This is a genomic window from Prauserella aidingensis (assembly GCF_024171865.1).
Lineage (GTDB): Bacteria > Actinomycetota > Actinomycetes > Mycobacteriales > Pseudonocardiaceae > Prauserella > Prauserella aidingensis.
The window spans coordinates 103801-129538 of sequence record NZ_JAMTCN010000008.1; the positions used below are offsets into that span (position 1 = coordinate 103801).

The following is a 25738-nucleotide window of genomic DNA, read 5'->3' on the forward strand; positions in this document are numbered from 1 at the left end:
GTCGCTCGTCGTGCCACACTGCACGCCGTGGAGTACCAACTGTCGGCAGAGCTCACCGCCCCGGAAGACGGCCCTGACCTGGACCCGCTCCAGCAGGTCGGCGTGGTGGCGCTGCTCGATACGCGGCTGTCCCGCCTGGCGGGGATCGAGGGGCCGGACGGTGTCGAGATCACGCCCGTCGAACACGCCGTGCACGCGCACCTCGGCGGGGCGAACGTCAGCTGGCTGCTCGACGCGCCCGCGCTCGTGTTCGCCGAGGACGCCACGCGTGCCGTGCTGGAGCAGCTCCTGGAGGAGACCGAACTGCTGCGCGGCTGGCAGGTCAAGCACTGTGCCGTCACCGCCACCGACGACCAGCTCGAAAGCGCCCTCGCCGCCTCGGTCGAACCGGACGACGACGCCGTCATCGAGATCGACCCGGCCGATCAGCTGGAACTCACCGAGCGCAGGCAGCGGCTGCTCGACGCGTCCGAGTACCTGCGTGCGTTCGGCCTCGACGCGTTCGGATTCACCGAGGGCGGCGACGTCACCGAACACGAGGCGCGCTATGTCGCGGGCGCCATGATGCACGGCGTCGAAATGGTCACCGACGAGCTGTTCGGTGACATCCAGCTGCTCGAGGACGAGGACGGCACCGCGGTCGACGTCGAGGCGCTCTGGGTGATGGACGAACTGCCCCAGCAGTACGCCGACCAGTACACCGCGCTGTTCGCCAAGCAGCTGCTCGTCACGACCGCGATCCTCGGCTACCGGCTGACGCAGGAGGAGTGGACGGCGCCGTTGTGCCTGGCCGAGGCGCTCGTGTTGCACGTCGTCAAGTCGCGGGCCGAGCTGGAGCTCGACCTCGCCGACGCCATGCCGGAGGAGCGCGCCGCCGAGATCTTCGGCCACTTCGACGACCACGCGTTCGCCGACGGTGCGCACGAGGAGCTCTACGACGTCTCCGACCTCGACGCCTTCGACACCGACGTCATCACCTGGTTCCGCCCCGATCCGCGGTACAACGACACCGCAGGCCTCCACCCGTACCTCACCGACGAGGACTGACGAGCCCGGCTCGTGCCCCCAGGGACACTTTGGTTGCGTTGAGTGCAACCAAAGTGCGACCCGCGCCGGGGGTCACAGTTTCGTCGGGATGAGGAACCACAGGGTCGAGAACAGGCCGCCGATCAGGACCACGGCCACGGCCATCAGTACCGGGCCGTAGACCACCTTGGCGATCAGCCCGACGGTGAGCGTCACCGCGACGGCCAGGCACACCAGGCCTGCAATGACCAGCCGGTTGCCGACGCGCAGGATCGTCTGTCTCCTGCCCGCGCGGAACAGCATGCGGTGCCAGGCCGCGGGTGCCGTGAGCAGCGCCGTCGCCGCCGCGGCGAACAGCACCGTCACCAGGTGCAGGATCTTCTCGAACCCGCTCGCCTCACGGAACTGCGCCGTGAACGCCACCGCCAGCAGGAAGCCGAACAGGATCTGCACCCCGGCCTGCGCGACACGAAGCTCGCCCAGCAGCTCGTTGACGTTCCTCGTCAGCCGCTGATGGTGCGGCTCCGCGTGGATGTCGTGCGCGGCCGGGTCGGGCGCGGCCCCGGCGCCGTTCCCGGTGCCGTGTGCCGTGCCCGCGGCCTGCGCGGCGTCGGACCCGCTGCCGCGCGATTCCGCTTCCGAGCCGCTGCTCATGTCGGTTCCCTTACTCCCGGTCGCCTGCCAACACGGGTTCGGGCGGGACGACCACGGGACGCCGTTTCGCGGTGCGCTCGTGCCAGCCGAGGGCCGTCACCGCGACGACCACGACGACGAGGCCGGCCCACTGCGTCACGGTCATCGTCTCGCCCAAAAAGGACACTCCGATGACGACGGCCGTCGCCGGGTAGGCGAGTTCGGCCAGCGTCGCGCGCGCGGCCGGCGTTGCGCGCAGGCCCGTGTAGTAGAGGCTCAGCGCGAACAGTCCCGGAATCAGCGCGAGCAGTCCGAGTCCCACGGCGTTGTCCCAGCCCACCGTGTACGGGTTCCCTTGAGCCGCCACGATAATCGCGGCGACGGGAAGTCCTACGGTGAAGCGCAGAGTGGTCACGTCACGTGACGGCAGGCTGGTCGACACCAGGCGCCCGAGCACGGTGCCCGCTGCCCACAGCGCCGCGGCGCCGACCGCGAGCAACGCCGCGCGCAGTGCGCTGAACTCGATGTCCAGTGGGTCGGCGAACGCGAGCAGCCACGCCCCCGCGATCGCCGGGGCGGCGAAGAACACGTAACCGCTCCGCAGTCGTTCGCCCAGCACGGCCCACGCCGCCAGCACCGCGAACAGCGGTTGCATCTTCTGCAACACCAGTGGCGTGATCGCGTCGCCCGTCTGGAAGGCCGCCGTGAACAGGGCCGTGGCCAGCGCGGAGGAGCCGCCGCCGATGATCAGCACGGCCAGCCACACGCGCGGACCGCATCGCGCCAGCGCCCGGACCGCGCGCGGCACGAACGGCGCCAGCACCGCCACGATGATCAGGTGCTCCCAGAACACGACCGTGCCCGACGGCAGCTCCTCCGCGAGCGGCAGCCGGAGCAGCCCGTCGGTTCCCCACAGGGCGGCCGCCACCGCGACGAGCCACGTCCGGTCCCGGGGCGTGCCTGTATCCGCGGTGCCGGTGCCCGTGCGAGCCGCGTCGGAGGGTCCTGGGTCCGAGGGAGTTGCGTCCGGTGAAGTCACGCGTGCCAGATTACGACCGGTCGCCGATAACAGACGTGTTCGTGTCACGCAGTGAGATCGCTCGACCGTGTCAACCGGCTTGTGGTCGATCACGCGGTGGCGTTAAGGACGACGCATGAGACGACTCCCCGTTGCCCTTTCCTTGATGTCCGCCGTCGCCCTCGCGAGTACCGGCACGGCCACCGCCGCCACCACGGCCGCGGACCCGGCGGCCGTCGGACCCGCCGAGTCCCGCGGAGGGGTGGCGTTCGCACACGGCACGTTCGCCCCGTACGTCGACGGCGCCACCGCGGCGACGTACGACCTCGAGGGCGTGCCCGCGGGTGCGCGTGCGTCGGTGTTGTCGCTGTCGAGCGGTCCGGTCGGCACGGTCACGAAGTTCACCGTTTCCGGTCTGCAGCCGAATCGGCAGTACGGCGCGCACGTCCACGAGAACCCGTGCGGCCCGACCGGTGACGACGCCGGGCCGCACTTCCAGCACGCGCAGGACCCGAACCCACCGTCGACCGACCCCGAGTACGCCAACCCGGACAACGAGGTCTGGCTCGACTTCACCACCACCGCCCACGGATCGGGATTCGCGGCGTCGCATGTGGACTGGTCGTACGGCGACCGCAGGCCCGCCTCCGTGGTGATCCACGAGCACCACACGTCGACCGAACCCGGCGAGGCCGGTGACGCGGGTTCGCGCCTGGCCTGCATCAACGTCCACTTCTGACGCCGTGTTGCTCCCGCCCGTGTTGCGGATTCCGGGGCTCGTGTTGCAGTTTCGCGGGCCCGTGTTGCGGTTTCGGGGCGCCGTGTTGCAGTTCTCGGGTTCCGTGTTGCGGTTTCCGGGGCTCGTGTTGCGGGTTCACGGCCGCGTGTTCTGCATTCAGGACCGCGTGGTCTGCACTCGGCAGCCCGTGTCCTGCACGCGGGACCGCCGCCGCCGACGCGTCGACACCGTGACGTGCCGGGGTGGCGGTCAGGTCGCCGGGTCGCGGGCGTCGTAGGCGGCGCGCGCGGCGGCGATCGCCCCGGCGTGGCGCTCCGCCCAGGACGTGAGATCGGCCAGCGTGCGGTGCAGTTCGCGCGCCATGTCGGTGAGCGTGTACTCGACCTTCGGCGGAACCGTCGGATACACGGTGCGCACGAGCAGACCGTCACGTTCGAGTTTGCGCAACGTCAACGTGAGCATGCGCCTGCTGATGCCGTCGATAGCGCGTTCCAGCTCGGTGAACCGCACCGGCCCTCGGGCCGCCGCGACCAGTACGCCGACGCTCCACTTGCCCGCGACGTGGTCGAGCACCTCGTTGATCGGGCACGCGTGCTCGACGCTGCTGCGGACGGCGTCGTCCCGCGCCGTGTCGGCCCGCACCTCGCCGTCGAGCACCCGGCCGGCAGTGGCGTCGGCGACATCGCGGCGCTCGCGGTCGTCGCTGCCCTCGTCGGTTACAGCGCTGTGCCTCCGGGACATGAAAGTGCCTCCTTCCGCGCGCCCTGACGGTCACACACGATGAGCCCAGTTACAAATCGTGCACCAAGGAGCTCATCGATGACCGAGTCGGAAACGGTCGAGGCGCAGTCGGCCCGGACCTCGACCCGTGACCGCACCCGCTGGGCGGCACTCGTCGTGCTGTGCACGGGTGCCCTGATGGCGATCGTCGACGAGACGATCGTCAACATCGCCCTGCCCGTGATCCGGCGCGACCTCGGGTTCACGCAGTCCGGGCTGGCGTGGGTGACCGGCACGTATCTCGTCGCGTACGCGGGCCTGCTGTTGCTGTCCGGCAGGCTCGGCGATCTACTGGGCCGCAAGCGGGTCTTCGTCACCGGATTTGTCGTCTTCACGGCGTCGTCGGCGTGGTGCGGAGCGGCGTGGACGGCTCCGGTGCTCGTCGCGGGCCGGTTCGTGCAGGGGCTGGGCGCCGCGATGATGACGGCCGTGCTGCTCGGCATGATCGTCACGCTCTTCACGGACACGCGGGAACGGGCGACGGCGATCGGCGCGTTCGGCTTCGTGCAGGCCGCGGGCGGAAGTATCGGCACCTTCGTGGGCGGCATGGTCACCGAGGTCGCGAGCTGGCACGCGGTGTTCTTTTTGAACGTCCCCATCGGGCTGATCGCGCTCGGGTTCGCGGTGCGGTTCCTCGCTTCGGAACGTGGTCCCGGCCTTGCCGCGGGTGCGGACTTCACCGGCGCGGCGATCGTCACGTCGGCCCTGATGGTCGGCATCTACACGGTGATCACCGTCGAGGACGTCGGTTGGGGATCGCCGCACACGATCGGTTTCGGCGCGCTGTCGCTGGCCCTGCTCGGCGCCTTCGCGTGGCGCCAACGCCGCGCCGCACGGCCGTTGCTGCCACCACGGTTGCTGCGGTCACGTCGGACCGTCGTCGCCAACGTCGTCACGTTCCTCATCGCGGGCGCCATGTTCGGGTTCATGATCGTGTCGGTGCTGATGCTGCGTGGAGTGCTCGGTTACGGCGCACGCGACGCCGCGCTGGCGATGCTGCCCGCACCAGTCGTCATCGGCACGATCTCGCTGGGCCTGTCGGCGCGGCTGATCGGCCGGTTCGGCCATCGCCGGATGATCCTCGTCGGGTTGCCCCTCATCGCGGCGGGACTGCTGTTGCTGGCACGGGTTCCGCACGACGCGGCGTACGTCGTCGACGTCCTGCCCGCGATGTTGCTGATCGGTGCCGGTTTCGGCTCGGCGCTGCCCGCCGTGATGGCGACCGGCATGGCCGACGTCGCCCCCGATGACTCCGGCACGGCTTCGGGCTTGTTCAACGCGGTGTTGCAGTTCGGCGGTGCGATCGGGCTGTCGGTGCTCACGGTCGTCGCCACCACGCGCACGGAGACGCTGCTGACCGGCGGTTCCGGCGAGCGTGAGGCGCTGCTTGGCGGTTACGCGGTGGCGTACGCCGTCGCCGCCGTGGTCGTCACCGCGGCGTTCGTGACGGCGGCGGTGGTGCTGCGTACCGGACGCACGGACGGCCGCTGAACCGGATGCGGGCGCGCCGTGTTGCGGATCCCCGGGCGCGTGTTGCGGTTCCCGGGGCCCGTGTTGCGGTTTCCGGGGTGCGTGTTGCTCCCGCCCGTCGCCCGGCCGCCACCTCTCAACGACGCGCTACCGCGCGACTGTGTTCCCGGGCGCGTGTCGCGGATTCACGTGGCGGTGTCGCGGTCGTCGGTGTCGGGCACGCCGACGACCGCGTCCAGCGACAGGTGTTCGGCGAGCAGGTGTTTGAGTTCGCCGCCCTCGATGAGCTGGATCCGACCGTTCCGGCGTGCGAACGCGCGGGCGGAGGGGCCGAACCAGGACGTCGTGACGAGGACGCCGCGGCTCGCCCGCCTGTCCTCCACGACGCCCGCCAGTGAACGGACCGCCTCGGCGGGCACGGCCGAACGGTAGCGTTTCGCCTGCACGACGCAGAGTCCGCCGACGATCGGATCCTCGTTGACGGCGACCGCGTCGACACCGCCGTCGTGCGAGGCCTGCGTCGTCCAGGCGCGCATCCCCGTCGCCTCGAACAGTTGCCGCACGAGGTGTTCGAACTCGGTCGGCGGCAGGTGCACCAGTACGGGCCTCGCGTCGAGGTCCGCGGCCGCGTCGCGGGCCGTCGCGACGCGGTAACCGGACAGGTCGGCCTCGGCGATCGGGCGGACGGCTTCGAGGTCCCACGGATGCGATGACACGCGGGCGTCCAGGTGACGCAGGCATTCGGTCGGGTCGAGACGGTCGAGCACCAGGTCGGAGAACTCGGCGCGGGTGGCGGCCACGCTGACGAGACACGGTGTCCGGGTCCGTCCGGTCGCCTTGTCGCGGGTGCGGGCGTGGCCGCTCGCGACGACCTCGTCGACCACGGTGCGCGGATGCGCCTCGAACGCGTCGCGCATCGTGCGGAGCACCAGCCGTGCCACGAGTGCCGCATAACGCGCCCGGATCTGCTCCGCGGACGAGGTCTCCGCCACGATCTCGTCCCGCGCGGGGGTGTACCGGTATTCCGTGACGTCGGGAATGACGTGGATGTCGGGCAGCATCCGGGTGACGAACAGTTTCCGGTGCTCGGCGTCGTAGGAGATCTCGACGGCTCCGCTCAGGTGCGCGGGAACGGGTTGTGCGGTGAGCGCGCGGGTGAAGTAGTCGGCCACCGAATCGGGATCGAGCGCGCGGACGCGGTGTTCCAGTTCGTCGACGGCGATGTTGTGCTGCGCGATCTCCCGTTCTCGTTCGTGTTCGGCGGCGTCGTGCGCTGCGCGGGCTGCGGCCAGCCGTTTCCTGCGGTGCTGCCGGGCGGCCTGTCGTTCCGCCGTGTCGGCCTCGAACCGCGCGCGGGCCCGTCGCAGCGCTCGACGTCGCCCGTCGGGGAACAGACGATCCAAGGTGGACGGATTGGGTCGGTAGTCGTCCCACTCCGGCATCGCGGCGTGTGCGGTGAGTCGTGGCTCCGGGACGAACTCGCGAGGCTGGTAGGACCTGCGGAGCCGGGAGAAATCGAACGGCGGCTGGTCGAGGGCGTCGACGAGGACGGCCTCGAGTGCGCGGACCCGCGCTGTGACGGCCTCGGTCAGCGCTGCGGCCTCGGCGTGCCTGCGCTCCAGGTGGTAATCCCACGCTTCACGGTCGGCCTGCCGCGGAATGGCCGGATCTCCGGCGTCGTCGTCCGTCCGTCGTCGGGCGTCGGACTCCGGGACGGAGTCCGAGAAGGATTCACTGCGGCGCTCCATCGTTTTCCCCGCGTCGTCGCTTACCGCGTATTTCCCGGTGTATCGTCTTCCCGAGTATTCGACTCCCGGGCGTCCCGGGGTGCTCACATTGCGGTACCGCGGAATGTAACTTAGGCGTTTCGGTTCGCGGGGGATAGCTCCGATCGGTGATTGCTGGTATCACCGAACGAATTCGTCGGAGGCCGACCGGGGTAACACGCGAATGTTCGCGGAACGGTGGTCGTCGTCTCGGGGAATGTGCGGGCAATGAATTGTGAACACCGACCGTGGGGTGCGATCGCCCTCCCGGGGCAGGCGTTTCACTCGGCGAATCTCCGTTGCGGGGTCACGGTCGGAATGTGCACGACGGCGTCGAACCACTCGGCCGGCGACTGCCCGGACAAGTGGTACGCGGCATCGTTGTCCGGGTCGTAGTGCGGGCCGATCAACCGGGTCCTCGTGGGCGCGTCGAGCCAACGGCGAACCGGCTCGGGCGCCGCTGCGCGAAGGTCGAGCAGATACGGCGGCAGGCCGGCAGCGGACAGCGCGTGCTCGGCGTAGTCCACAGGCGGAGCGGGCACGTCGAAGGCCCCTCCGCCGTCGAAGGACACAGCGCCGTGGAAGGACACAGCGCCGTGGTGGAGGGTGCCGTGGTGGAAGGTGATGCCGATCGACCGGTAAGCGTCACCGAACCGTTCTCGCAGCCGACTTCCCGCGTTCCGCTGAGTCTCCCGGTCCGTGTGCTGTGTGACGACCCGCTGCGAACCGACGGCGGTGTGTGCGATGCCTCCCCAGTACACGATCGCGTCGCCGGTGCGTTCGTGCCATCGAACGACCGTGGCCGCGAGGTGCTGCTCGATCGTGGACAGGTCCCCCTGTCCCGAGGCGCCGTGGGGGTCGTCGGCCTCCACGATCCGGACGGGGTCGTCCGGGTGGGCCTTGTTGTACGAGCGGAGCCATGTGACGACGTCGAGTGTCTCCTCGGTCCGCCAGAACGACCGCGCGTCGGCGAGGATCTCGCGCGGCTCGCCGCGTCCGGTGAGGAGGTACTCGGCGAGTTCGGCCGACTTCGCGTCGTCGCCCTCCAGCAGGACCGCGCGGAACCCCATCGCCTCCACGAGGAATCGCACGATCAGGTGCGCCGAGACAGCGGGTTCGCGCGCCGCGCGGGTGGACGATCCGACGGCGACCACGGTGGCGTCCGCGGTCACTGCGCGAAGGCACGGCGACTCGGGCGGTGTCTCCTGCGGCGTCTCCGGTCGGGAGACAACTGACTCGACGTCGTCCCACGGTTCGGCGGTGGCGCGGATCCACTCCCGGAGGAGCTGCATGTCGTCCATGGCCGGACGTTAAGAGCTGGACTTCGGTAGAGGTCAAGGCGTTCGCAGGCAGCGGCGCACCTGTCCGGCGTGCGCGAATGCAGGACACGCTCCCGGGAGCTGCAACACGGTCCCCTGGGCCCGCAACACGGTCCCCCGGAGCTGCAACACGGTCCCCTGGATCCGCAACACGCGCCCCTGGATCCGCAACACGGCGGTGGGGCGACAACACGGGGTGGCGATGATCGTCGTCGGCGGCGACTAACCTGGAGGGCATGACCGCCACCGTGACGACGCCTGCGCTGCAGGTCGGCCCCTACCGGGTCGATCCTCCCGTCGTGCTCGCTCCGATGGCGGGCATCACCAACGTCGCGTTCCGGCAGCTGTGCCAGGAGTACGGCGCGGGGTTGTACGTGTGCGAGATGATCACCGCCCGTGCCGTCGTGGAGCGGCATCCGGGAACGATGCACATGATGACCTTCGCGGCGGGCGAGTACCCGCGGTCGATGCAGCTCTACGGTGTCGACCCGGCGACGATGCGCGAGGCCGTGAAGATCATCGTCGGCGAGGGTCTGGCCGACCACATCGACCAGAACTACGGCTGCCCCGTGGCCAAGGTGACGCGCAAGGGTGGCGGTTCGGCCCTGCCGTATAAGCGCAAGCTGTTCGGCAACATCGTGCGTGCGTCGGTCGAGGCGGCCGAGCCCGCGGGCGTGCCCGTGACGGTCAAGTTCCGCGTCGGCATCGACGACGACCACCACACCTACCTCGACGCGGGCCGGATCGCCGAGGCCGAGGGCGCCGCCGCGGTGTCGCTGCACGCCCGCACCGCCGCGCAGCGTTACTCAGGCAAGGCCGACTGGTCGCACGTCGCACGACTGAAGGAAGCCGTCACGGGCATCCCGGTGCTCGGCAACGGCGACATCTTCACCGCCGACGACGCCCTGCGCATGGTCGACGAGACCGGCTGCGACGGTGTCGTCGTCGGCCGCGGGTGTCTCGGCAGGCCGTGGCTGTTCGGCGAGCTGGAGGCCGCGTTCCAGGGCAGGCCTGCACCGGAGGCGCCGAACCTCGGCGAGGTCGCGCGGGTGCTGCGCAGGCACACCGAGCTGCTCGTCGAACACGACGGCCACGACAAGGCCATGCGCGACATTCGCAAGCACATGGCCTGGTACTTCATGGGCTTTCCGGTCGGGTCGGAGCTGCGGCGGTCCTTCGCGACCGTGTCGTCGCTCGAGCAGCTCGACGACCTCATCGGGAAGTTGGACCAGGACGCGCCGTTCCCGGCCGACGCCCTCGGCCCGCGGGGCAGGCAGGGCTCGCCCGGCAAGGTCACGCTGCCGCACGGCTGGCTCGACGATCCCGACGACCCGTGTGTGCCCGAGGGCGCCGACATGATGCACTCCGGCGGCTGAGCGAGGAGCCCTGCTCCCGCCCCTCCGCAGCGAGGGGAAGATTCGGGGCGTTCAACGCACCCATGGGCACCCTCGGGGCGCCCGCCCGTCGGCCCGACCACCACCCCTCCCGGACACGCTGACGCGTGGCTGTGTTCGATGCCACCAAGGTGCCCTTGGGGGCTCCTCGGACACCGTCGGATCGCTGCGGCAAAGCAAGCGGGGTTCGAGTGGTGCATGACGCGGTAGACTTCGCGGAATGGGAAAGCGGCAGTACGGGCAGTTCTGTGGGCTCGTGCGTGCCGTCGAACTGGTCGGTGAACGGTGGGCGCTGCTGATCGTCCGTGATCTGCTCGTCTCACCGAAGCGCTACACGGACCTGAAACGCGGCCTGCCGCGCATCCCGACCAACGTTCTGTCGGCGCGCCTGAAGGAACTCGAGACCGCGGGCATCGTCGAGCGCAGACTGCGACCGCGGCCCGACGGGTCCGTCGAGTACGCGCTCACCGAGTACGGCGCCGACCTCGAGGATGTCGTCCTCGCCTTCGGCCGCTGGGGTGCCCGAGCACTCGGCGAACCGGGCCCCGACGAGATCGTCACGGCCGATTCCCTCGTCATGGCGCTGCGGTCGACCTTCCTGCCCGACGCCGCCCGCGCGGAAACCGATGCGACGTACGAGATCCGCGTCGGCGACGTCGTCGTGTGCGCCCGCGTCGAGGGTGGGCAGCTCGCCGCTGCGCCCGGCGAGGCCGACGGTGCCGATCTGGTCGTCGAAACGGGCCCGGCGTTCCGGGCGCTCCTCGCGGGGGAACTGACGCCGGACGACGCCCTGGCCGACGGCCTCGTCGCCATCACAGGACCGAAGGAGTTGCTGGTCGCGTTCACCCGGTCGTTCCGCATCTGACCGCGCCCGTTTCGTCCGTTCCGAGGTCGACGGCGGGTCGGATGCGTGGCGGCCTGTGACATCGCTCGTCCTGTCGAGCGATTTTCGCGTTCCGCGGGTCCCGTCGGCTCAAGAGGTGCGTCTCTCCTGTCGACATCCCTGTATGGGGTTCGACGCTGTTGGAGGTGACGCGGTGACGCCGGCCGAACCCGTCCACGACACCGCAGCACTGGTCTCCGCCCACGAATCGCTGGCCGACGCCTTCGCCGAGCAGGGCGATTGGCGCAGCGCCTACGAACACCTGCGCTCGGCGCTCGGTCACGCCAGGCGACTGCCGGTCGCGACCCCGATCCCCGAGCAGTATCGCCGCGAAGTCGAACAGCTGCGCCACGAGAGCCTGACCGATGCACTCACCGGCGTGTACAACCGCCGCTACCTCGACCGCACCCTGCCGTGGCTCGACCCCGTCGCCGTCGCGATGGTCGACCTCGACGAGTTCAAGAGCGTCAACGACCGGTTCGGGCACGACGTCGGCGACCGCGTGCTGCGGCAGGTCGCGCGCATCCTCCGCCAGTCGCTCCCGCCGGGCGGGTTCTGCGCGCGCTACGGGGGCGAGGAGTTCGTGCTGGTGGTGCCGGTGACGTCGCCGAGAACCGTCGCGGCGATCGTCGAGCGGGCGCGCATGCGTGTCGAACGGTTCCCGTGGCGGCAGGTGGAACCGGGACTGGCGGTCACGATCAGTGCGGGCATTTCGCCGGCCGACGGCGACGCCGACGCGCGCCTCCGCATTGCGGACGAGCTCCTCTACCAGGCAAAACGAGGGGGTCGCAACTCGGTGACCTTCGAGGAACCGGACGAAGTCGACTCGACGCGCACTCTCGGTGCGTATTCGGTTCGGCCGCATTCGTGAAGGCGTTCACTCGAGGTTCCCCAGCGGGTGATTGTTGACGCCAAGCATCGCAACTCTGTGTAAAAAGTTCGGGCCTTGGTGTCGTCACGAAAGAGGGACGTCCGTACGATAGCGCACACTGTCCGAAAGCCGATCACGCCACGGTCGCGGTGATGTCGCGAATGCGACATCCGATCCGGTGTTCTGGGGAAGGAGTGGGCGCGTGTCCGACGAGCACGGCTCGCCTGCCTCGCGCCACGCCCAGGCCGCCGCTGACCAGGTCGCGGAATGGCGTCGTCGCGCCGAGCGCAACCGGGCCGACTCCGAACGCAAACGCCGTCGTTCCCTCGACGGGGACGGCGGCACGAGCGTGTCCGAATTGCTCGCCAAGACCGGCTACACCGAGCAGGCGGGCGGACTCTCGCGGGCCGCGGAGGAACCCGCCGACCATGCCGACCACGGTCGCGACGGTGGCGGACCCGGCCCGCACGCAGCGTCCCCCGCGGATCGCGGTGCGTCTTCCCGTGGTGCTGCGCCTGCCCGTGGTGCTGCGCCTCCGCACCCTGGCCCGCCCGTCGAACCCGCGACGCCCCCGCCGCCCCCTTCGCCGCCGCGCGGTCGGCGCGCCGGGCCCGAATCGAGCCCCGAACCACGGCCGGAGTCCCGCCCCGAACCACGACCGGAACCCCGGCCCGAACCGCGACCGGGACCGCACGCCGATACCCACGGTGAGCGGGCCGGTGAACCTGCCGTTCCGCCTCGCCACGGCGGCCGGCCACCTGCCCCGCCCGCCCCCGCGGGCCGGCCCGGTCTGCCTGCACCCGCGGAATCGGCTCCCGAGCCGCCGCGCGTCGAACCGTCGCTCCCAGAACCACCGCGCGCCGAGCCACCGCGCCCAGAACCGCCGCGCGCCGAACCACCGCGTCCAGAACCGCCGCGTGCCGCACAGCCCGCGCCCTCCGAATCGCCGGAACCCCCTGCTCGCCCGCGGCCGCCCGCGCCACCGGCACCGCCGCCGTCGGCGCGTCCGCCCGAGCCGGGGCGGCCTGCGCCGGCACGGCAGCAGGAGTCGGGACGACAGCAGGCCCCGGGACGGCAGGACCCCGGCCGTTCACCGGAGCAGGACGAATCGGCTCCGCACCGGCAGCGACCGGAGCCCGACGTGTGGCAACCGCGGGGCGATTCCGGCGGCCCGCGACCGCCGCGGGAACAACGCGGTGACCGGGGCGGCGCGCAGCGAGAGCCGGGACCGGCCGCGCCCGGTCCGGGACGTCCGGACGGTCCGCCGCAGGACGGTCCGCGTCCGCCGGTCCCGCCCGGACAGCGCACACCACAGCATTCGGGTCCGAACCCGCGACCCGTCCGGGACGCTCGCCCGCAGGCCGCTCCCGTGCCGCCCGCCGCGGTTTCCGGCGAGTCCGCGCCGCCGGACCGGCCTGCGCCGCCGGACGCGCCTCGCCGGCCCGGCGGGCAGCGCAGGCCTGCACGTCCGGGTCCGCCTGCGGCTCCGGCGTCGCCCGGAATGTTCGCGCCGCCGGACTCCCAGGGGCCGCCCGAGTCCGCGGGTCCGCCCGCGAACCGGGCCGCCGAACCGGCCCGTGGGCCCGGGCGCGCACCGGGGCCGCCTCAGGCACGGCCACGCCATCACACCGAACCGCACCCCGAGGGCATGCCGCATCCGAACGGCCGTCCGCCCGGGCCGCCCGCGGACGGCCCGGGGCCGCCCCGCCCCGGATCGCGTCCCGAACCGGCGCGCGCCGAACGACGTCCTGGCCCGCCGCGCCCCGCCCCCGAACCCGAGCCCGAACCCGAGCCGCCGACCGTGTTCGGGGCCGTGGCGTCCGTACTGGACGGCGGCCTCGTCGCCGACATCGACGCCGACATCGATGGTCCCGCGAACGTCGCCGATTCCGGTACGCGACGGGTCGCTGCGGCTCCGCGGCCTGCGCCGGGCGCAGGGCCGCGTGGTGGCCTGCGGCCTGATGCGCCGCGTTCGCGCAGACCGGCGGCGCCGCCCCCCGCCGAACCCGCACCGGCCGAACCCCGACCGGCCGAGCCGTCGCAGGCCGAGCAGGCCCCCAATGCTCCGGCTCCCGACACCCCGGGCCTCGACGTACCGGCCCCCGACCTACCGGGCCCGGACGGCCCGGAGTCCGAGGAGCCCGGTCGCGCCGCTCCCGCCCCGCCGCGTCCGCGCAGGCCGCTCGCTCCCCGCCGGGACCGGGAGCAGGACCGGGTCTCGATGACCGACCAGATGGAGCCGGTCGACGAGCAGACGCAGTACAAGCGCAAGATCGACAACACGCTCGCCCGGTTCTCGGCCGCCCACGACGAGTTGGAGGCAGAGGAGAGCGAGCGCCGCGCACGCAAGGAGCGGTTCGCGGCGCGGATCGAGCACACGCGCACGAAACTGCAGGCCGTCGTGACGTCGAAGATCGGCGGCCGCGCTTCGGCGGTGAAGGCTGATGGGAACGCCGACGGCGACACCGGTGAACGGGCCGATGCCGACGCCGATCAGGAGGACGAGTCGCGCGCCGACGACCGGTCCGGCGAGCACGCCGACGAGGGCGAACCCGCGCGCACCCGGCTGCAGGAGAAGAAGAAGCGGAAGAACGACAGGGCACGGCTCGCGAGCAAGACGCTGGCGATCGTCGCTGCGGCGCTGGTCTTCCTCGCCACGGGCGCGATGTGGGGCGCGAAGACCTGGTTCGACTCGAAGTTCAACCAGATCGCGGCGCTCGACGAGAACTCGGCGCACATCATGCCCGGTCAGCTCGGCGACGAGAACTTCATCATCCTCGGCTCGGACACCCGCGAGGGTGCGGAGGCCGAGGAGAACGTCGGAACGGCCTCCGAGGTCGGCGGCGCCCGGTCGGACACGCTGATGGTGGCGCACGTGCCGGAGGACCGGTCCCGTGCCGTCGTCGTGTCGTTCCCGCGTGACCTGGAGATCACGCGGCCCGCGTGCGAGCGCTGGGACTCGAGCTCCGGCCGGTACGGCGAGGTGATTCCCGCGGCCGAACAGGTCAAGATCAATACTGCGTTCTCGGTCGGCGGCCCCAAGTGTGTGACGAAGGTGGTTCAGGAACTCACCGGGATGAAGATCAACCACTTCGTCGGCATCGACTTCCACGGCTTCAAGGGCATGGTCGACGCGGTCGGCGGGGTCCGGGTGCAGATCGACGAACCGATCGTCGACCAGACGCTCGGCAAGGTCGTCACCGAGACGGGCAACGTGAAGCTCGAGGGCGACCAGGCGCTGAACTACGTCCGTGCGCGCAAGGTCTACAGCGATCCGACGTTCTCCGACTACGGCCGGATGCAGCGCCAGCAGAAGTTCCTGTCGGCGTTGCTCGACCGGACCTTGTCGAGCGACGTTCTCTTCGACACCGGCAAGCTGAGCAACTTCATCGACGCGTTCACGCGGTCGACGTTCGGCGAGGGTATCGGCGTCGACCAGATGTTGACGCTCGCGCAGTCGATGCGCGGGTTCGATGCCGGCAAGGTCGAGTTCCTGACCGTGCCGACGGTCGGCGAGGCCAACGAACGTGGCAACGAGGTGCTGCTCGAACAGGACTCGCAGGCGCTGTTCGACGCGATCATCGACAACACGCCACTTCCGGGTGAGGAGAAGCCCGCCGACGAGTCCTCCACCGGGGAGCAGGCCTCGTCCGAGGAGCAGCAGGCCGTGGAGCAGCCCGCCAGCGCGTCGGCACCCTGACGAGCTCACGAACGGGCACAGACGGGGCCGCAGACCGCGCAGCGATCCGCCGACCTGCATCGACGCGCCCGGAAGTCCTCACCGAGCCGTCGGTTCGCGTTCACCGATGGTTCAGGTCCGGATTCGGCGCTGGGCCATTACGGGCCGTAGAGTCAGCCGTATGCGGGACGCCTACAACCTCGAACTCGATAATCTTCGTGCCCAACTGGGTGACATGGTGCAGCTGGTCGCCGAAGCGATGCAGCTCGCGACGCGGTCGCTGTTGCACCAGGACCTCGAAACGGCCGAGCAGGTCATCAGCGACGACGTGAAGGTGGACGACGCCCGGTCCGCGGCGGAGGAGAAGGCCTACGGCCTGCTCGCGCTGCAGGCGCCGGTGGCGACGGACCTGCGCATCGTGGTCGCGGCGTTGCACGCGGCCGAGAGCATCGAGCGGATGGGCGACCTGGCGCTGCACGTCGCGAAGGCCGCTCGCCGCAGGCACCCGGAGCCGGTGCTGCCGCCGGACGTGCGGCCCGCCTTCGAGCGGCTCGGTGACGTGGACGTGCGCCTGGCGCGCAAGCTCGAACGGGTCGTGCGCGGTGACGACGCGGAGGCCGCCAAGAGCCTCGAGGACGACGACGACGAGGTGGACGAGATCCACCGCAACCTGTTCACCGTGATCATGGACCGCAACTGGGAGCACGGCGTGTCACCGGCCGTGGACCTGACACTGCTGAGCCGGTTCTACGAGCGTTACGCCGACCACGCGGTCTCCGTGGCGCGTCGGATGCTGTTCGTCGTCACGGGGCGTATGCCAAATCACAGTTCCAGTGACGTCTGATCGACTGGCACTCATCCGCTCGGGCTACACGTTGGACACGTGCCGTATGACCTGCGCATGCATTGCCGACAGTGGCTGGTCACCCCGCGGTGATGTCGCTGTGACGTCGTCGGCGCGACACACCTCGTTCACCTGCCGTTCATTCGCTTCATGAAGCGGTGTCATGTCCCGCCCATAGCGTTCGACGCGGCACATACCCCGAGCGGCGGCAGGCAAACTGCCGCACCAGAACCCCGGAAGAGGTCAACTGTGAAGCGTTCCACCCTGGGTCGCGCCCTTGTTCTGCCGACGACGGCCGCACTCGCGTTCGGCCTGGTCGCCTGCGGCTCCGCCAACGAGGAGAGCGGGTCCGGTGGCGTCACGATCAACGGCGCCGGCGCCAGCTCGCAGGAGGCGGCGCAGAACGCGTGGCGTACCGGATTCCTGGAGAACAACGACGGCACCATCAACTACGACCCGGTCGGCTCGGGCGGCGGTCGCGAGCAGTTCACCACCGGTGGCGTGGAGTTCGCGGGCTCGGACGCCTACCTCGACGACGAGGAGGTCAAGGCCGCGCAGGAGCGTTGCGGTGAGGGTGGTTTCGTCGAGATTCCCGCCTACGTCTCGCCGGTCGCGCTGATCACGAACATCGAGGGCGTCGACAGCCTCAAGCTGAAGCCGGGAACGATCGCCAAGATCTTCAACCAGAAGATCACCAAGTGGAACGACCCGGAGATCGCTGAGAGCAACCCGAACGTCGACCTGCCGGACACCACGATCGTCCCGGTGAACCGTGCCGACGAGTCCGGCACCACCGAGAACTTCGTCGAGTACCTCAAGGCCGCGGCTCCCGAGCAGTGGCCGCACGAGGTGAGCGGCAACTGGCCGGTCGACGGCGGCGAGGCCGCGCAGGGCACCTCCGGTGTCGTGCAGGCCGTCAAGAACGGCTCCGGCACCATCGGTTACGCCGACGCCAGCCGTGCGGGCGACCTGACCACCGTCGAGGTCGGTGTCGGCGACGAGTTCGTGCAGTACTCGCCGGAGGCCGCGTCGGCCGTGCTCGACGTCTCCGAGCGGGTCGAGGGCCGCGGCGAGCACAGCTTCGCCTTCGACCTGGCCCGTGACACGACCGAGTCGGGCACCTACCCGATCGTCCTGGTGTCCTACCTGCTGGCCTGCAGCAACTACGACAACGCCGACAAGGCCACCATGGTCAAGGACTACCTGAACTACGTCGTCAGCGCCGAGGGTCAGAAGGTCGCAGCGGAGCAGGCCGGTTCCGCGCCGATCTCCGACGACCTGCGGTCCAAGGTGCAGCCGGCCATCGAGTCCATCGGCTCGTCGAACTCCGGCAGCTGACACCCGTCGGCAACCGTCGCACAAGCGACAACGGGCGACCCGAGTGGCGTCCCCGCACTGTCCGGGTGGTCTCCTCGACGACGAGGTGACCACCCGGACACACGCGTGTCAGGAGACTTGTTCGTGAGCCGGTGTGTGCGCCACCGCGGCGGCCGAACGCAAGAACGGAAGGGATAGAACGTGGCTTCCACTACCGAGGCCCCGCCCCGGAAGAACCGGGTGCCGCGACGTCCGGGGGACCGGATCTTCGCCGGTGTCTCCACCGGGTCCGGTGTGCTGATCCTCGTGGCGCTCGCGGGTGTCGCGGTCTTCCTGGTGACGGAGGCGTGGCCTGCGCTCACGGCGTCCGCCGAGGAGATCCCCGGCGGCGAGGGGCTCGTCCTCTACATCTGGCCGCTGCTGTTCGGCACGCTGATCTCGGCGGTGCTCGCGTTGGTGATCGCCGTGCCGCTCGCGGTGGCGATCGCCCTGTTCATCACGCACTACGCACCGCGCAGCATCGCCAGGGCGCTCGGCTACATCATCGACCTGCTCGCCGCGGTGCCCAGCATCATCTTCGGCCTGTGGGGCATGAACGTGCTGGCGCCCATCACGGTCGACCCGGCCTCGTGGCTGTCCGAGCATCTCGGCTGGATCCCGTTCTTCGCGGGGCCGCCGTCGTCGACGGGCCGGACCATGTTCGTGGCGATCCTCGTGCTCGCCGTGATGGTGCTGCCGATCATCACCGCCGTCGTGCGCGAGGCGTTCATGCAGACGCCGCAGCTGCACCAGGAGGCTGCGCTCGCGATCGGCGCGACCCGGTGGGAAATGATCCGCATGGCCGCTCTGCCGTTCGGCCGCTCGAGCATCATCGGCGCCTCGATGCTCGGCCTCGGCCGGGCACTCGGCGAGACGATGGCCGTGGCCATGGTGCTGTCGGCCTCCGGCGGCGTCTCGCTCAACCTGATCAGCAGTGACAACCCGCCGACCATCGCGGCGAACATCGCGTTGCAGTTCCCCGAATCGAGCGGCATCGCGATCAACACGTTGATCGCCTCCGGCCTCGTGCTGTTCGCCATCACGCTGGCCGTGAACATGATCGCCCGTGCGGTGATCAACCGGCGCAAAGACTTCGACGGAGCCAACTGATGTCCACCTCGCTCACGACTCCCGAACAGGACCCGGACCTGAACGCGCCGCTCGGCGGGGTGTCGCTCACGGCCGGTCAGCTGCCACGGGGTGCCGCGCCGGCCACGCTCGTGGCCGCGGGACTGGCGGGCCTGCTGCTCTGGCTCCTCGCCGACTGGGCCATCGTGCCGTGTGCACTGCTCGCGGCGGCCGCCTACGTGGTGATCGTCTACACCTGGTCGCGCGCCGTCGAAGGGCCGCGTAAGGCCACCGACAGGTTCGTCACGGCTGCCGTCTCCGGTGCGTTCCTGCTCGCGCTGCTGCCTCTCGTGTCGGTGATCGTCACCGTCGTGTCGAGAGGTGTGGTGCGATTCGACGCCGAGTTCTTCTCGTACTCGATGGTCGGTGTCAGCGGCGAAGGCGGTGGCATCTACCACGCGATGATGGGCACGCTGATCATCACGGGGCTCGCCGCGCTGATCTCCGTGCCGATCGGCATGCTCACCGCGATCTATCTCGTCGAATACGGTCGCGGCAAGCTCGCCAAGGCCATCACGTTCTTCGTCGACGTCATGACCGGTATCCCGTCGATCGTCGCGGGCCTGTTCGCCTACGCCCTGTTCGTGATGATCTTCGGGCCGGGCGTGCGCATGGGCTTCGCGGGTGCCGTCGCGCTGAGCGTGCTGATGATCCCGACCGTCGTGCGTTCCACCGAGGAGATGCTCAAGCTCGTACCCAACGAGCTGCGCGAGGCCTCGTACGCGCTCGCGGTGCCCAAGTGGCGGACCATCGTGAAGGTCGTGCTGCCGACGGCCCTGGCCGGTATCGCCACGGGTGTCACGCTCGCGATCGCCCGTGTCATCGGTGAAACCGCGCCGCTGCTCGTGACCGCGGGCCTGACCGACGGCGACAACTTCGATCCGTTCGAGGGTCGGATGACCACGCTGTCGGTGTTCTCGTACTACGAGTATCAGAGCCCCGGCCTGTTCGCGGAGGCGGCGTACGACCGTGCGTGGGGCGCCGCGCTGGTGCTGATGATCATCGTGATGGTGCTGAACCTCGTCGCCAGGGCCATCTCCAAGCTGTTCGCCCCGAAGACCCGCTGACGGCCCGGAAAGAGTAGGAAGTAACTGTGGCTAAGCGCATCGAGGTCAAAGACCTCGACATCTACTACGACAAGTTCCTCGCGGTGCAGGGCGTGTCGATGACGATCCAGCCGCGGTCGGTCACGGCGCTGATCGGCCCGTCGGGCTGCGGCAAGTCGACGTTCCTGCGCACCCTCAACCGCATGCACGAGCTCGTGCCGAACGCGCGCGTCGAGGGCTCGGTCGTCATGGACGACGACGACCTGTACGGGCCCAACGTCGACCCCGTGAACGTGCGCAGGCAGATCGGCATGGTGTTCCAGCGGGCCAACCCGTTCCCCACGATGTCGATCTACGACAACGTGGCCGCCGGCCTCAAGCTGAACAACAAGCGGCTGAAGAAGTCCGACATGGACGGGCTCGTGGAGCGGTCGCTGAAGTCGGCCAACCTGTGGGAAGAGGTCAAGGACCGCCTGCACAAGCCGGGTTCGGGGTTGTCGGGTGGACAGCAGCAGCGGCTGTGCATCGCACGTGCCATCGCCGTGCAGCCCGAGGTGCTGTTGATGGACGAGCCGTGCTCGGCGCTCGACCCGATCTCCACGCAGGCCATCGAGGACCTGATGCTGGAGCTCAAGGAGAACTACACGATCGTCATCGTCACGCACAACATGCAGCAGGCCGCGCGCGTGTCCGACACCACCGGGTTCTTCAACCTGCAGGGCGTCGGCAAGCCGGGTGAGCTCGTGGAGATCGACGAGACGACGAAGATCTTCTCCACGCCGTCGCAGAAGGCCACGGAGGACTACATCTCGGGCCGCTTCGGCTGACTCCAGGACGCCGTGTTGCAGATTCCGGGGCCCGTGTTGCGGGTTCGGGGGCGCGTGTTGCGGGTTCCGGGGACCGCGTTGCGGATTCCGGGCGGCAACTAGGCGGGTGCGAAAGCCCGCAGTGTCGCGTCGACGAGCGCGTCGGCGAACGCCGCGTCGAGGCTGCCGGTGCGGAGCAGCCAACGTTGGGTGAGCGGTGCGTAGAGCATGTCGAGAAGCAGGTCGAGGTCGGCGTTCTCGGCCAGCTGACCTGCGCGTTGTGCGCTGCGCAGTCGTCGTAGCTTCGCCGCGCGGACGGGGGCGTCCATGCGCTCTCGGTAGGCCGTCGCGAGCTGCGGATCGTTCATGATCTCGGTGTGCAGGGCTCGGATGGGCGCTTGGAAGTCGTCGTCGGCGAACTCGGCGACCGTGGCCCGTAGGACCGACTTGAGGTCTGCTTCGATGTCGCCCGTGTCGGGCAGTTCGATGTCGCCTGCACCGTCCTGGCTCGGTGCGAGCAGCGAGTCGAACACCACGGCGCCCTTCGACGGCCACCAGCGATAGATCGTCTGCTTGCCGACTCCCGCTCGCGCCGCGATCCCTTCGACGGAGAGCTTTCCGTACCCGACTTCGGCGATGAGTTCCCTGGTCGCGGCCAGGATCGCCTGGCGAGAACGTTCACTGCGCCGGGGTCCCGAGTTCGGTGCCATGGCGACATCGTACGGCGAAACGAGACGGTCCGTCTTGACAGTCGATGGTCGGACGGTGGATTCTGACTCGTAACGAGACGGACCGTCTCGTCTCGAGCTGGGAGGTCGGCATGTCTCGAAGGTGGTTCATCACGGGTGCGTCCCGCGGCCTCGGCACGGCGTTCACCGAGGCGGCGTTGGCGGCGGGAGATCGGGTGGTCGGCGTGGTGCGAGACGTCACGCCGTTGGCCGAGCTCGTCACCCGGTCAGGTGGCGCGCTGTCGACGTTCTCGCTGGACGTGTCCGACCGGGAAGCGGTCGTGGCCGGCGTGCGCAACGCCTTCGACGAGGTCGACGGTATCGACGTGGTCGTCAACAACGCGGGCGGTGCACTGCTCGGAATGATCGAGGAGGTCACCGAACAGCAGGTGCGCGAGCATTTCGACACGAACCTGTTCGGTGCGTTGTGGGTGTGCCAAGCGGTCGTCCCCCTGTTGCGTGAGCAGGGGTCCGGGCACATCCTGCAGATCGCGACGATGCCGGGAGCCGGCGGCGGGTTCGCCTCGACCGGCCTGTACGGCGCGGGCAAGGCCGCGCTCGAGACGATCAGCGGTGCGCTCGCCATGGAGGTCGAACCGTTCGGAGTATCCGTCACGACCGTGCATCCCGGCGGATACGACACCGAGCTGTTCGGCCGTGGCTTGACAACGACCGCACCGAATCCGGCCTACGCGCCACTGCGTGAACGCCTGGACGCGATGTTCGACGAGGCCGAGGATTTCGATCCGAGGCGGGCGGCCGAGGTGCTGTTGAAGATCGTCGACCTCGACGAGCCGCCGCGGCGCATCATCCTCGGAGGTGCGGCCTACGACATGTCGATGGACGTGTTCCGCGCGACGACTGCCGAGTTCGCGGCGTGGGAAGCGTTGAGCAGGCAGGGTGACTGATGGGTCGGGGCAACACGAGCCCCGGAAACCACAACACGAGCTCCCGAAGCCGCAACACGGGGCGCAACACCTCAGGTGCGGAGGAAGCGGACGTGGGGGTGGCCCTCGGGGCTGGTGGTGACCTCGGCCTTGACGTTGTAGACCTGTAGGATCAGCTCCTCGGTGAGCACGTCCGCGGGATCGCCCGCCGCGACGACGGCGCCGTGGTCGAGCAGCACGATCTCGTCGCAGTACATCGCGGCGAGGTTCAGGTCGTGCAGGGCGATCACGGACGTCACGGGCAGTGAGGCGAGCAGATCGAGAAGCTCGAACTGGTGCTGCACATCGAGGTGGTTCGTCGGCTCGTCGAGGAGCAGTTCCCGCGGACGCTGCGCGAGCGCGCGGGCGATCTGCACCCGCTGGCGTTCGCCGCCCGACAGGGTCTGCCAACGCTGGGCGGACCTGGCCGTCATGCCCGTCTGCTCGAGTGCCTCCTGGACCGCCGCCTCGTCGTCGGCCGACGCCGACAGCCACGCCCGGCGGTGCGGGACCCGTCCGAGCCCGACGACGTCGCGCACGGTCAGCGGGATCTGTGTGTCGGAGTGCTGCTCGACGACGGCGACGCGCCTCGCCAGCGTCTTCCTGGGCACGTCGGCCAGCTCCCGGCCGTCCACGGTGACCAGCCCCGCCGACGGTTTCAGCACTCCGGCCAACACCCGCAGCAACGTCGACTTTCCCGATCCGTTCGGCCCGAGCACACCCACGGTCGACCCGTCGGCGGGCGCCACGCTCACGCCGTCGAGCACGAGCCCACCGCCGAGCGAGCGCGACACCCGCTCCGCGGCGAGTCCGACGTCCACAGCGGACTCCGCCGTGCCGTGCCGTGTCGCCGTCTCGCGGCGCAGGGCCGCGGGGTGCTGCGAGGTCGTGGCGTGCTGCGAGGTCGTGTCGTGCCGCGAGGTCATTGCACACCCCGGGAGCGGTAGAGGATCAGCACGAACGCGGGCACGCCGATCAGCGCCGTGACGACACCGACGGGAACCTCCTGCGGTTGCAGCATGGTCCGTGCCACCGTGTCGACCCACACCAGCAGCACCGCACCGGCGAGCGCGCTCACGGGCAACAGGCGTGCGTGCCCGGGCCCGGTGAGCAGCCGTGCCGCGTGCGGCAGCACGAGACCGACGAACCCGATGGCACCGACGGAACTGACGAGCACGGCCGTGAGCAGCGCCGTCACGGACATCAGCACGACCCGGGTCCGGCCGACGGCCACACCCAGCGTGGCGGCCGCGTCCTCGCCGAACGCGAAGGCGTCGAGCGAGCGGGCGTACCCGCCGCATACCACGAGCGTTCCCACCAGTACGACGGCGCAGGCGATCACCTCGGACCAGCCTGCGTTCGCCAGCGAGCCGAGGAGCCAGAACAGCACGCCGCGGGTGGTCTCCGCGTCGGCGGAGGTCAGCACGATGAACGAGGTCAGCGCCGACAGCAGTTGCATGACCGCCACGCCCGACAGCACGACCCGGTCGGTCGTCCCGCCGAGCGTGTGGCTCAGGGTCATCACCAGGGCGAACGACGCCACCGCGCCGAGGAACGCCCCGCCGGACATCGACAGCACGCCACCGCCGACCCCGAGGACCACGACCAGCACCGCGCCGGTCGACGCGCCGGAGGACACGCCGAGCACGAACGGGTCGGCGAGCGGGTTGCGCAGCAGCGACTGCATCACCACGCCGCACACCGCGAGCCCGGCACCGCACACGGCGGCCAGCAGGGTGCGCGGCAGTCGCAGGTCCCAGATGATGCCGTCGCGCAGTACCGACAACGTGGGCTCGGCGAGTCCGACGCGGGACAGCAGCGTCGCCCAGACGTCGCCGACGCCGATGTCCGCGGGGCCGATCGTGACGGCGACGGCGATCGAGGCGAGCAGTACGAGGCAGCCACCGAGCAGCACCACCGGCAGTCGCGACCGCGCCGTTCCGCCTGCGGTCACCGCTGGGGAGCGCGTCGCGTGGCCGGTCGTCACGGCGATCACCGTGCCAGTCCGAACTCACGGAGCTTGGCGGCGAGCTCCTCGGCACCGTCGACGGTGCGGATCGTCGGGTTCAGTGCCTGGCCGGACACCGTCACGTACCGCTTCCGTTCGACGGCCGTCATGTCCTGGGTGACCGGGTGCGACTCGAGGAACTCGATCTTCTGCTCGGCCGACTCCGCGGTCTGCGAACGCCGCGTCAGGTCGCCGAGTACGAGGACGTCGGGGTCACGTTCGGCGACGTTCTCCCAGCCCGACTGCGGCCATTCTGCGTGGGTGTCGTCGAAGGCGTTGTCGGCGCCGACGGCTCGGGTCATGATCCCCGGCGCGCCGCAGCAGCCCGCCAGGTACGGCGAGTCGGAGTTCGCGAACCAGTACAGCACCGACGTTCCCGACGCGTCCGCGTCGAGCCCGTCGAGCCGGCGCTTCAGGTCGCCGACGAGTTTCTCGCCGCGCTGCTCGACGTCGAAGATCCGTGCCAGGTCGCGGATCTCGCCGTACAGCACGTCCATCGTCAGCGGTTCGGACCGGCTGCCGTCGCCGGAGCCGCTGTTGTCCTTGGTTCCGCAGTCGGTGGGTGAGAGGTACGTCGGCACGCCCAGCTCGTCGAACTGTGAGCGCGTGGCGACCCCGCCCTTGCCGAGGGTCGCGGCGAACGACCCGGTGACGAAGTCCGGTTCGGCGTTGAGCACCGATTCGAACGACGGCATGTCGTCGGCCAGTCGCGGTATCCCGTCGGCGGCCTGTTTCAGTTCGGGCAGCACCGGATCGGTCCACATCGAGGTGCCGACGATGCGGTCCTCGAGTCCCAGGGAGAGCAGGATCTCCGTGCTCGCCTGGTTGAGCGAGACGACACGTTCCGGAGGTCGCTGCACCTCGGTGGTGCGGCCGCAGTTGTCGATCGTCCGAGGGAATCCCGGCGCCGCCTGTTCGCGAGGCGCCGTGGGTGCGCCGCAGGCGGCGAGGCCGATGGTCAGGCACGCCGAGAGCAGCAACGCCGCGGATGTGCGGGTGGTGCGTGAGCAGGGTGGGGAGGTCGGCACAGCGTTCCCTTGACGTCGAGGGCTCATGCGCGGAGCCGCAGTCGGACCGGTGGCCGGCTCCGGGGAGCCGGGGCCAGCAGGTCTTCGGACTCGGGATCGTCCGACCGGAACGCCTTCCCGCCGCCCGCCGGGGCCGTAGTGGCGCGTGCCGTAGTGGCGCATGTCGGGCCGCAGTGGCGTGTGTTCCGGCCGTCACCCTCACCGCTGCGCGTCAGTTCCGGATTCGCACCGGATTCCCTGACTCACATCACTCGTGAGTACGACTGGCCTTCGGGGACGCTACCACCGTC

At 70.0% G+C, this 25738-nt stretch carries 23 protein-coding genes and 1 riboswitch; of the genes, 13 read left to right on the plus strand and 10 right to left on the minus strand.

What is annotated here, in order from left to right; genetic code table 11:
* Window positions 1-27 precede the first annotated feature (27 nt).
* Window positions 28-1047, plus strand: a complete 1020-nt coding sequence (locus LY13_RS11490) for a hypothetical protein (RefSeq protein ID WP_253828343.1) — start codon at window positions 28-30, stop codon at window positions 1045-1047.
* Window positions 1048-1119: 72 nt separating this feature from the next.
* On the opposite strand, the gene LY13_RS11495 is transcribed toward LY13_RS11490, so the two are convergent.
* Window positions 1120-1680, minus strand: coding sequence for a DUF6328 family protein (locus LY13_RS11495; protein WP_253828344.1), 561 nt, complete (start codon window positions 1678-1680; stop codon window positions 1120-1122).
* A 10-nt stretch (window positions 1681-1690) separates the two neighbouring features.
* A complete protein-coding gene (locus tag LY13_RS11500) occupies window positions 1691-2587 on the minus strand; it encodes a DMT family transporter (protein WP_253828450.1) in 897 nt (298 codons plus the stop codon).
* A 256-nt stretch (window positions 2588-2843) separates the two neighbouring features.
* Here LY13_RS11500 and LY13_RS11505 point away from each other — a divergent pair, with 256 nt between their 5' ends.
* The gene (locus LY13_RS11505) at window positions 2844-3416 is read left to right on the plus strand and encodes a superoxide dismutase family protein (RefSeq protein WP_253828345.1); all 573 of its coding nucleotides are present in this window, start codon (window positions 2844-2846) and stop codon (window positions 3414-3416) included.
* Window positions 3417-3665: 249 nt separating this feature from the next.
* Here the strand turns inward: LY13_RS11505 and LY13_RS11510 are convergent, their stop codons facing one another.
* Entirely contained in the window at window positions 3666-4058 is a 393-nt protein-coding gene (locus LY13_RS11510; RefSeq protein ID WP_372493815.1) for a winged helix-turn-helix transcriptional regulator, read from the minus strand.
* A gap of 177 nt (window positions 4059-4235) precedes the next feature.
* Here LY13_RS11510 and LY13_RS11515 point away from each other — a divergent pair, with 177 nt between their 5' ends.
* Window positions 4236-5687, plus strand: a complete 1452-nt coding sequence (locus LY13_RS11515; protein WP_253828346.1) for an MFS transporter — start codon at window positions 4236-4238, stop codon at window positions 5685-5687.
* A gap of 164 nt (window positions 5688-5851) precedes the next feature.
* On the opposite strand, the gene LY13_RS11520 is transcribed toward LY13_RS11515, so the two are convergent.
* Complete coding sequence (locus LY13_RS11520; protein ID WP_253828347.1) at window positions 5852-7414, minus strand: restriction endonuclease; 1563 nt, start codon at window positions 7412-7414, stop codon at window positions 5852-5854.
* 299 nt (window positions 7415-7713) lie between these two features.
* Entirely contained in the window at window positions 7714-8733 is a 1020-nt protein-coding gene (locus LY13_RS11525; protein WP_253828348.1) for an erythromycin esterase family protein, read from the minus strand.
* A 254-nt stretch (window positions 8734-8987) separates the two neighbouring features.
* On the opposite strand from LY13_RS11525, the gene dusB reads away from it, so the two are divergent.
* The 3 genes from dusB to LY13_RS11540 all read left to right on the plus strand — a co-directional run bounded on the left by dusB (window position 8988) and on the right by LY13_RS11540 (window position 11899).
* Window positions 8988-10127 (plus strand): tRNA dihydrouridine synthase DusB, encoded by a 1140-nt coding sequence (gene dusB, locus LY13_RS11530; RefSeq protein ID WP_253828349.1) that lies wholly within the window; start codon window positions 8988-8990, stop codon window positions 10125-10127.
* Window positions 10128-10365: 238 nt separating this feature from the next.
* Window positions 10366-11010 (plus strand): winged helix-turn-helix transcriptional regulator, encoded by a 645-nt coding sequence (locus LY13_RS11535; RefSeq protein ID WP_253828350.1) that lies wholly within the window; start codon window positions 10366-10368, stop codon window positions 11008-11010.
* A 172-nt stretch (window positions 11011-11182) separates the two neighbouring features.
* Window positions 11183-11899 carry a GGDEF domain-containing protein gene (locus LY13_RS11540; RefSeq protein WP_253828354.1) on the plus strand — a complete coding sequence of 239 codons (717 nt, stop codon included), beginning with the start codon at window positions 11183-11185 and terminating at the stop codon, window positions 11897-11899.
* A 133-nt stretch (window positions 11900-12032) separates the two neighbouring features.
* Here LY13_RS11540 and LY13_RS11545 read toward each other — a convergent pair whose 3' ends face one another.
* Entirely contained in the window at window positions 12033-12338 is a 306-nt protein-coding gene (locus LY13_RS11545; RefSeq protein WP_253828355.1) for a hypothetical protein, read from the minus strand.
* 1374 nt (window positions 12339-13712) lie between these two features.
* Between LY13_RS11545 and LY13_RS11550 the strand changes: the two genes are divergently transcribed.
* The 6 genes from LY13_RS11550 (at window position 13713) to pstB (ending at window position 20779) form a co-directional block, all read left to right on the plus strand.
* On the plus strand, window positions 13713-15599 hold the full coding sequence (locus LY13_RS11550; RefSeq protein ID WP_308216311.1) for an LCP family protein: 1887 nt from the start codon (window positions 13713-13715) through the stop codon (window positions 15597-15599).
* 160 nt (window positions 15600-15759) lie between these two features.
* The gene (gene phoU / locus LY13_RS11555; RefSeq protein WP_253828356.1) at window positions 15760-16422 is read left to right on the plus strand and encodes a phosphate signaling complex protein PhoU; all 663 of its coding nucleotides are present in this window, start codon (window positions 15760-15762) and stop codon (window positions 16420-16422) included.
* 249 nt (window positions 16423-16671) lie between these two features.
* The gene (gene pstS, locus LY13_RS11560; RefSeq protein ID WP_253828357.1) at window positions 16672-17760 is read left to right on the plus strand and encodes a phosphate ABC transporter substrate-binding protein PstS; all 1089 of its coding nucleotides are present in this window, start codon (window positions 16672-16674) and stop codon (window positions 17758-17760) included.
* Between the two features lie 180 nt (window positions 17761-17940).
* Window positions 17941-18888 (plus strand): phosphate ABC transporter permease subunit PstC, encoded by a 948-nt coding sequence (pstC, locus tag LY13_RS11565; RefSeq protein ID WP_253828358.1) that lies wholly within the window; start codon window positions 17941-17943, stop codon window positions 18886-18888.
* Window positions 18888-19973 carry a phosphate ABC transporter permease PstA gene (gene pstA / locus LY13_RS11570; protein WP_253828360.1) on the plus strand — a complete coding sequence of 362 codons (1086 nt, stop codon included), beginning with the start codon at window positions 18888-18890 and terminating at the stop codon, window positions 19971-19973. Before pstC ends, pstA begins: the two co-directional genes overlap by 1 nt.
* A 26-nt stretch (window positions 19974-19999) precedes the next feature.
* Complete coding sequence (gene pstB, locus LY13_RS11575; protein WP_253828361.1) at window positions 20000-20779, plus strand: phosphate ABC transporter ATP-binding protein PstB; 780 nt, start codon at window positions 20000-20002, stop codon at window positions 20777-20779.
* Window positions 20780-20877: 98 nt separating this feature from the next.
* Here pstB and LY13_RS11580 read toward each other — a convergent pair whose 3' ends face one another.
* Window positions 20878-21468: a TetR/AcrR family transcriptional regulator gene (locus LY13_RS11580; RefSeq protein WP_253828362.1), complete on the minus strand. Its 591-nt coding sequence runs from the start codon at window positions 21466-21468 to the stop codon at window positions 20878-20880.
* Between the two features lie 110 nt (window positions 21469-21578).
* On the opposite strand from LY13_RS11580, the gene LY13_RS11585 reads away from it, so the two are divergent.
* Entirely contained in the window at window positions 21579-22394 is an 816-nt protein-coding gene (locus tag LY13_RS11585; RefSeq protein ID WP_253828363.1) for an SDR family NAD(P)-dependent oxidoreductase, read from the plus strand.
* 71 nt (window positions 22395-22465) lie between these two features.
* On the opposite strand, the gene LY13_RS11590 is transcribed toward LY13_RS11585, so the two are convergent.
* The 3 genes from LY13_RS11590 to LY13_RS11600 all read right to left on the minus strand — a co-directional run bounded on the left by LY13_RS11590 (window position 22466) and on the right by LY13_RS11600 (window position 25448).
* Window positions 22466-23338, minus strand: coding sequence for an ABC transporter ATP-binding protein (locus LY13_RS11590; protein WP_253828365.1), 873 nt, complete (start codon window positions 23336-23338; stop codon window positions 22466-22468).
* Window positions 23335-24330: a FecCD family ABC transporter permease gene (locus LY13_RS11595; RefSeq protein WP_372493816.1), complete on the minus strand. Its 996-nt coding sequence runs from the start codon at window positions 24328-24330 to the stop codon at window positions 23335-23337. Before LY13_RS11595 ends, LY13_RS11590 begins: the two co-directional genes overlap by 4 nt.
* Window positions 24331-24404: 74 nt before the next feature.
* Window positions 24405-25448 carry an ABC transporter substrate-binding protein gene (locus tag LY13_RS11600; RefSeq protein ID WP_253828366.1) on the minus strand — a complete coding sequence of 348 codons (1044 nt, stop codon included), beginning with the start codon at window positions 25446-25448 and terminating at the stop codon, window positions 24405-24407.
* Between the two features lie 58 nt (window positions 25449-25506).
* A riboswitch (cobalamin riboswitch) is annotated at window positions 25507-25731 on the minus strand.
* Window positions 25732-25738 lie beyond the last annotated feature (7 nt).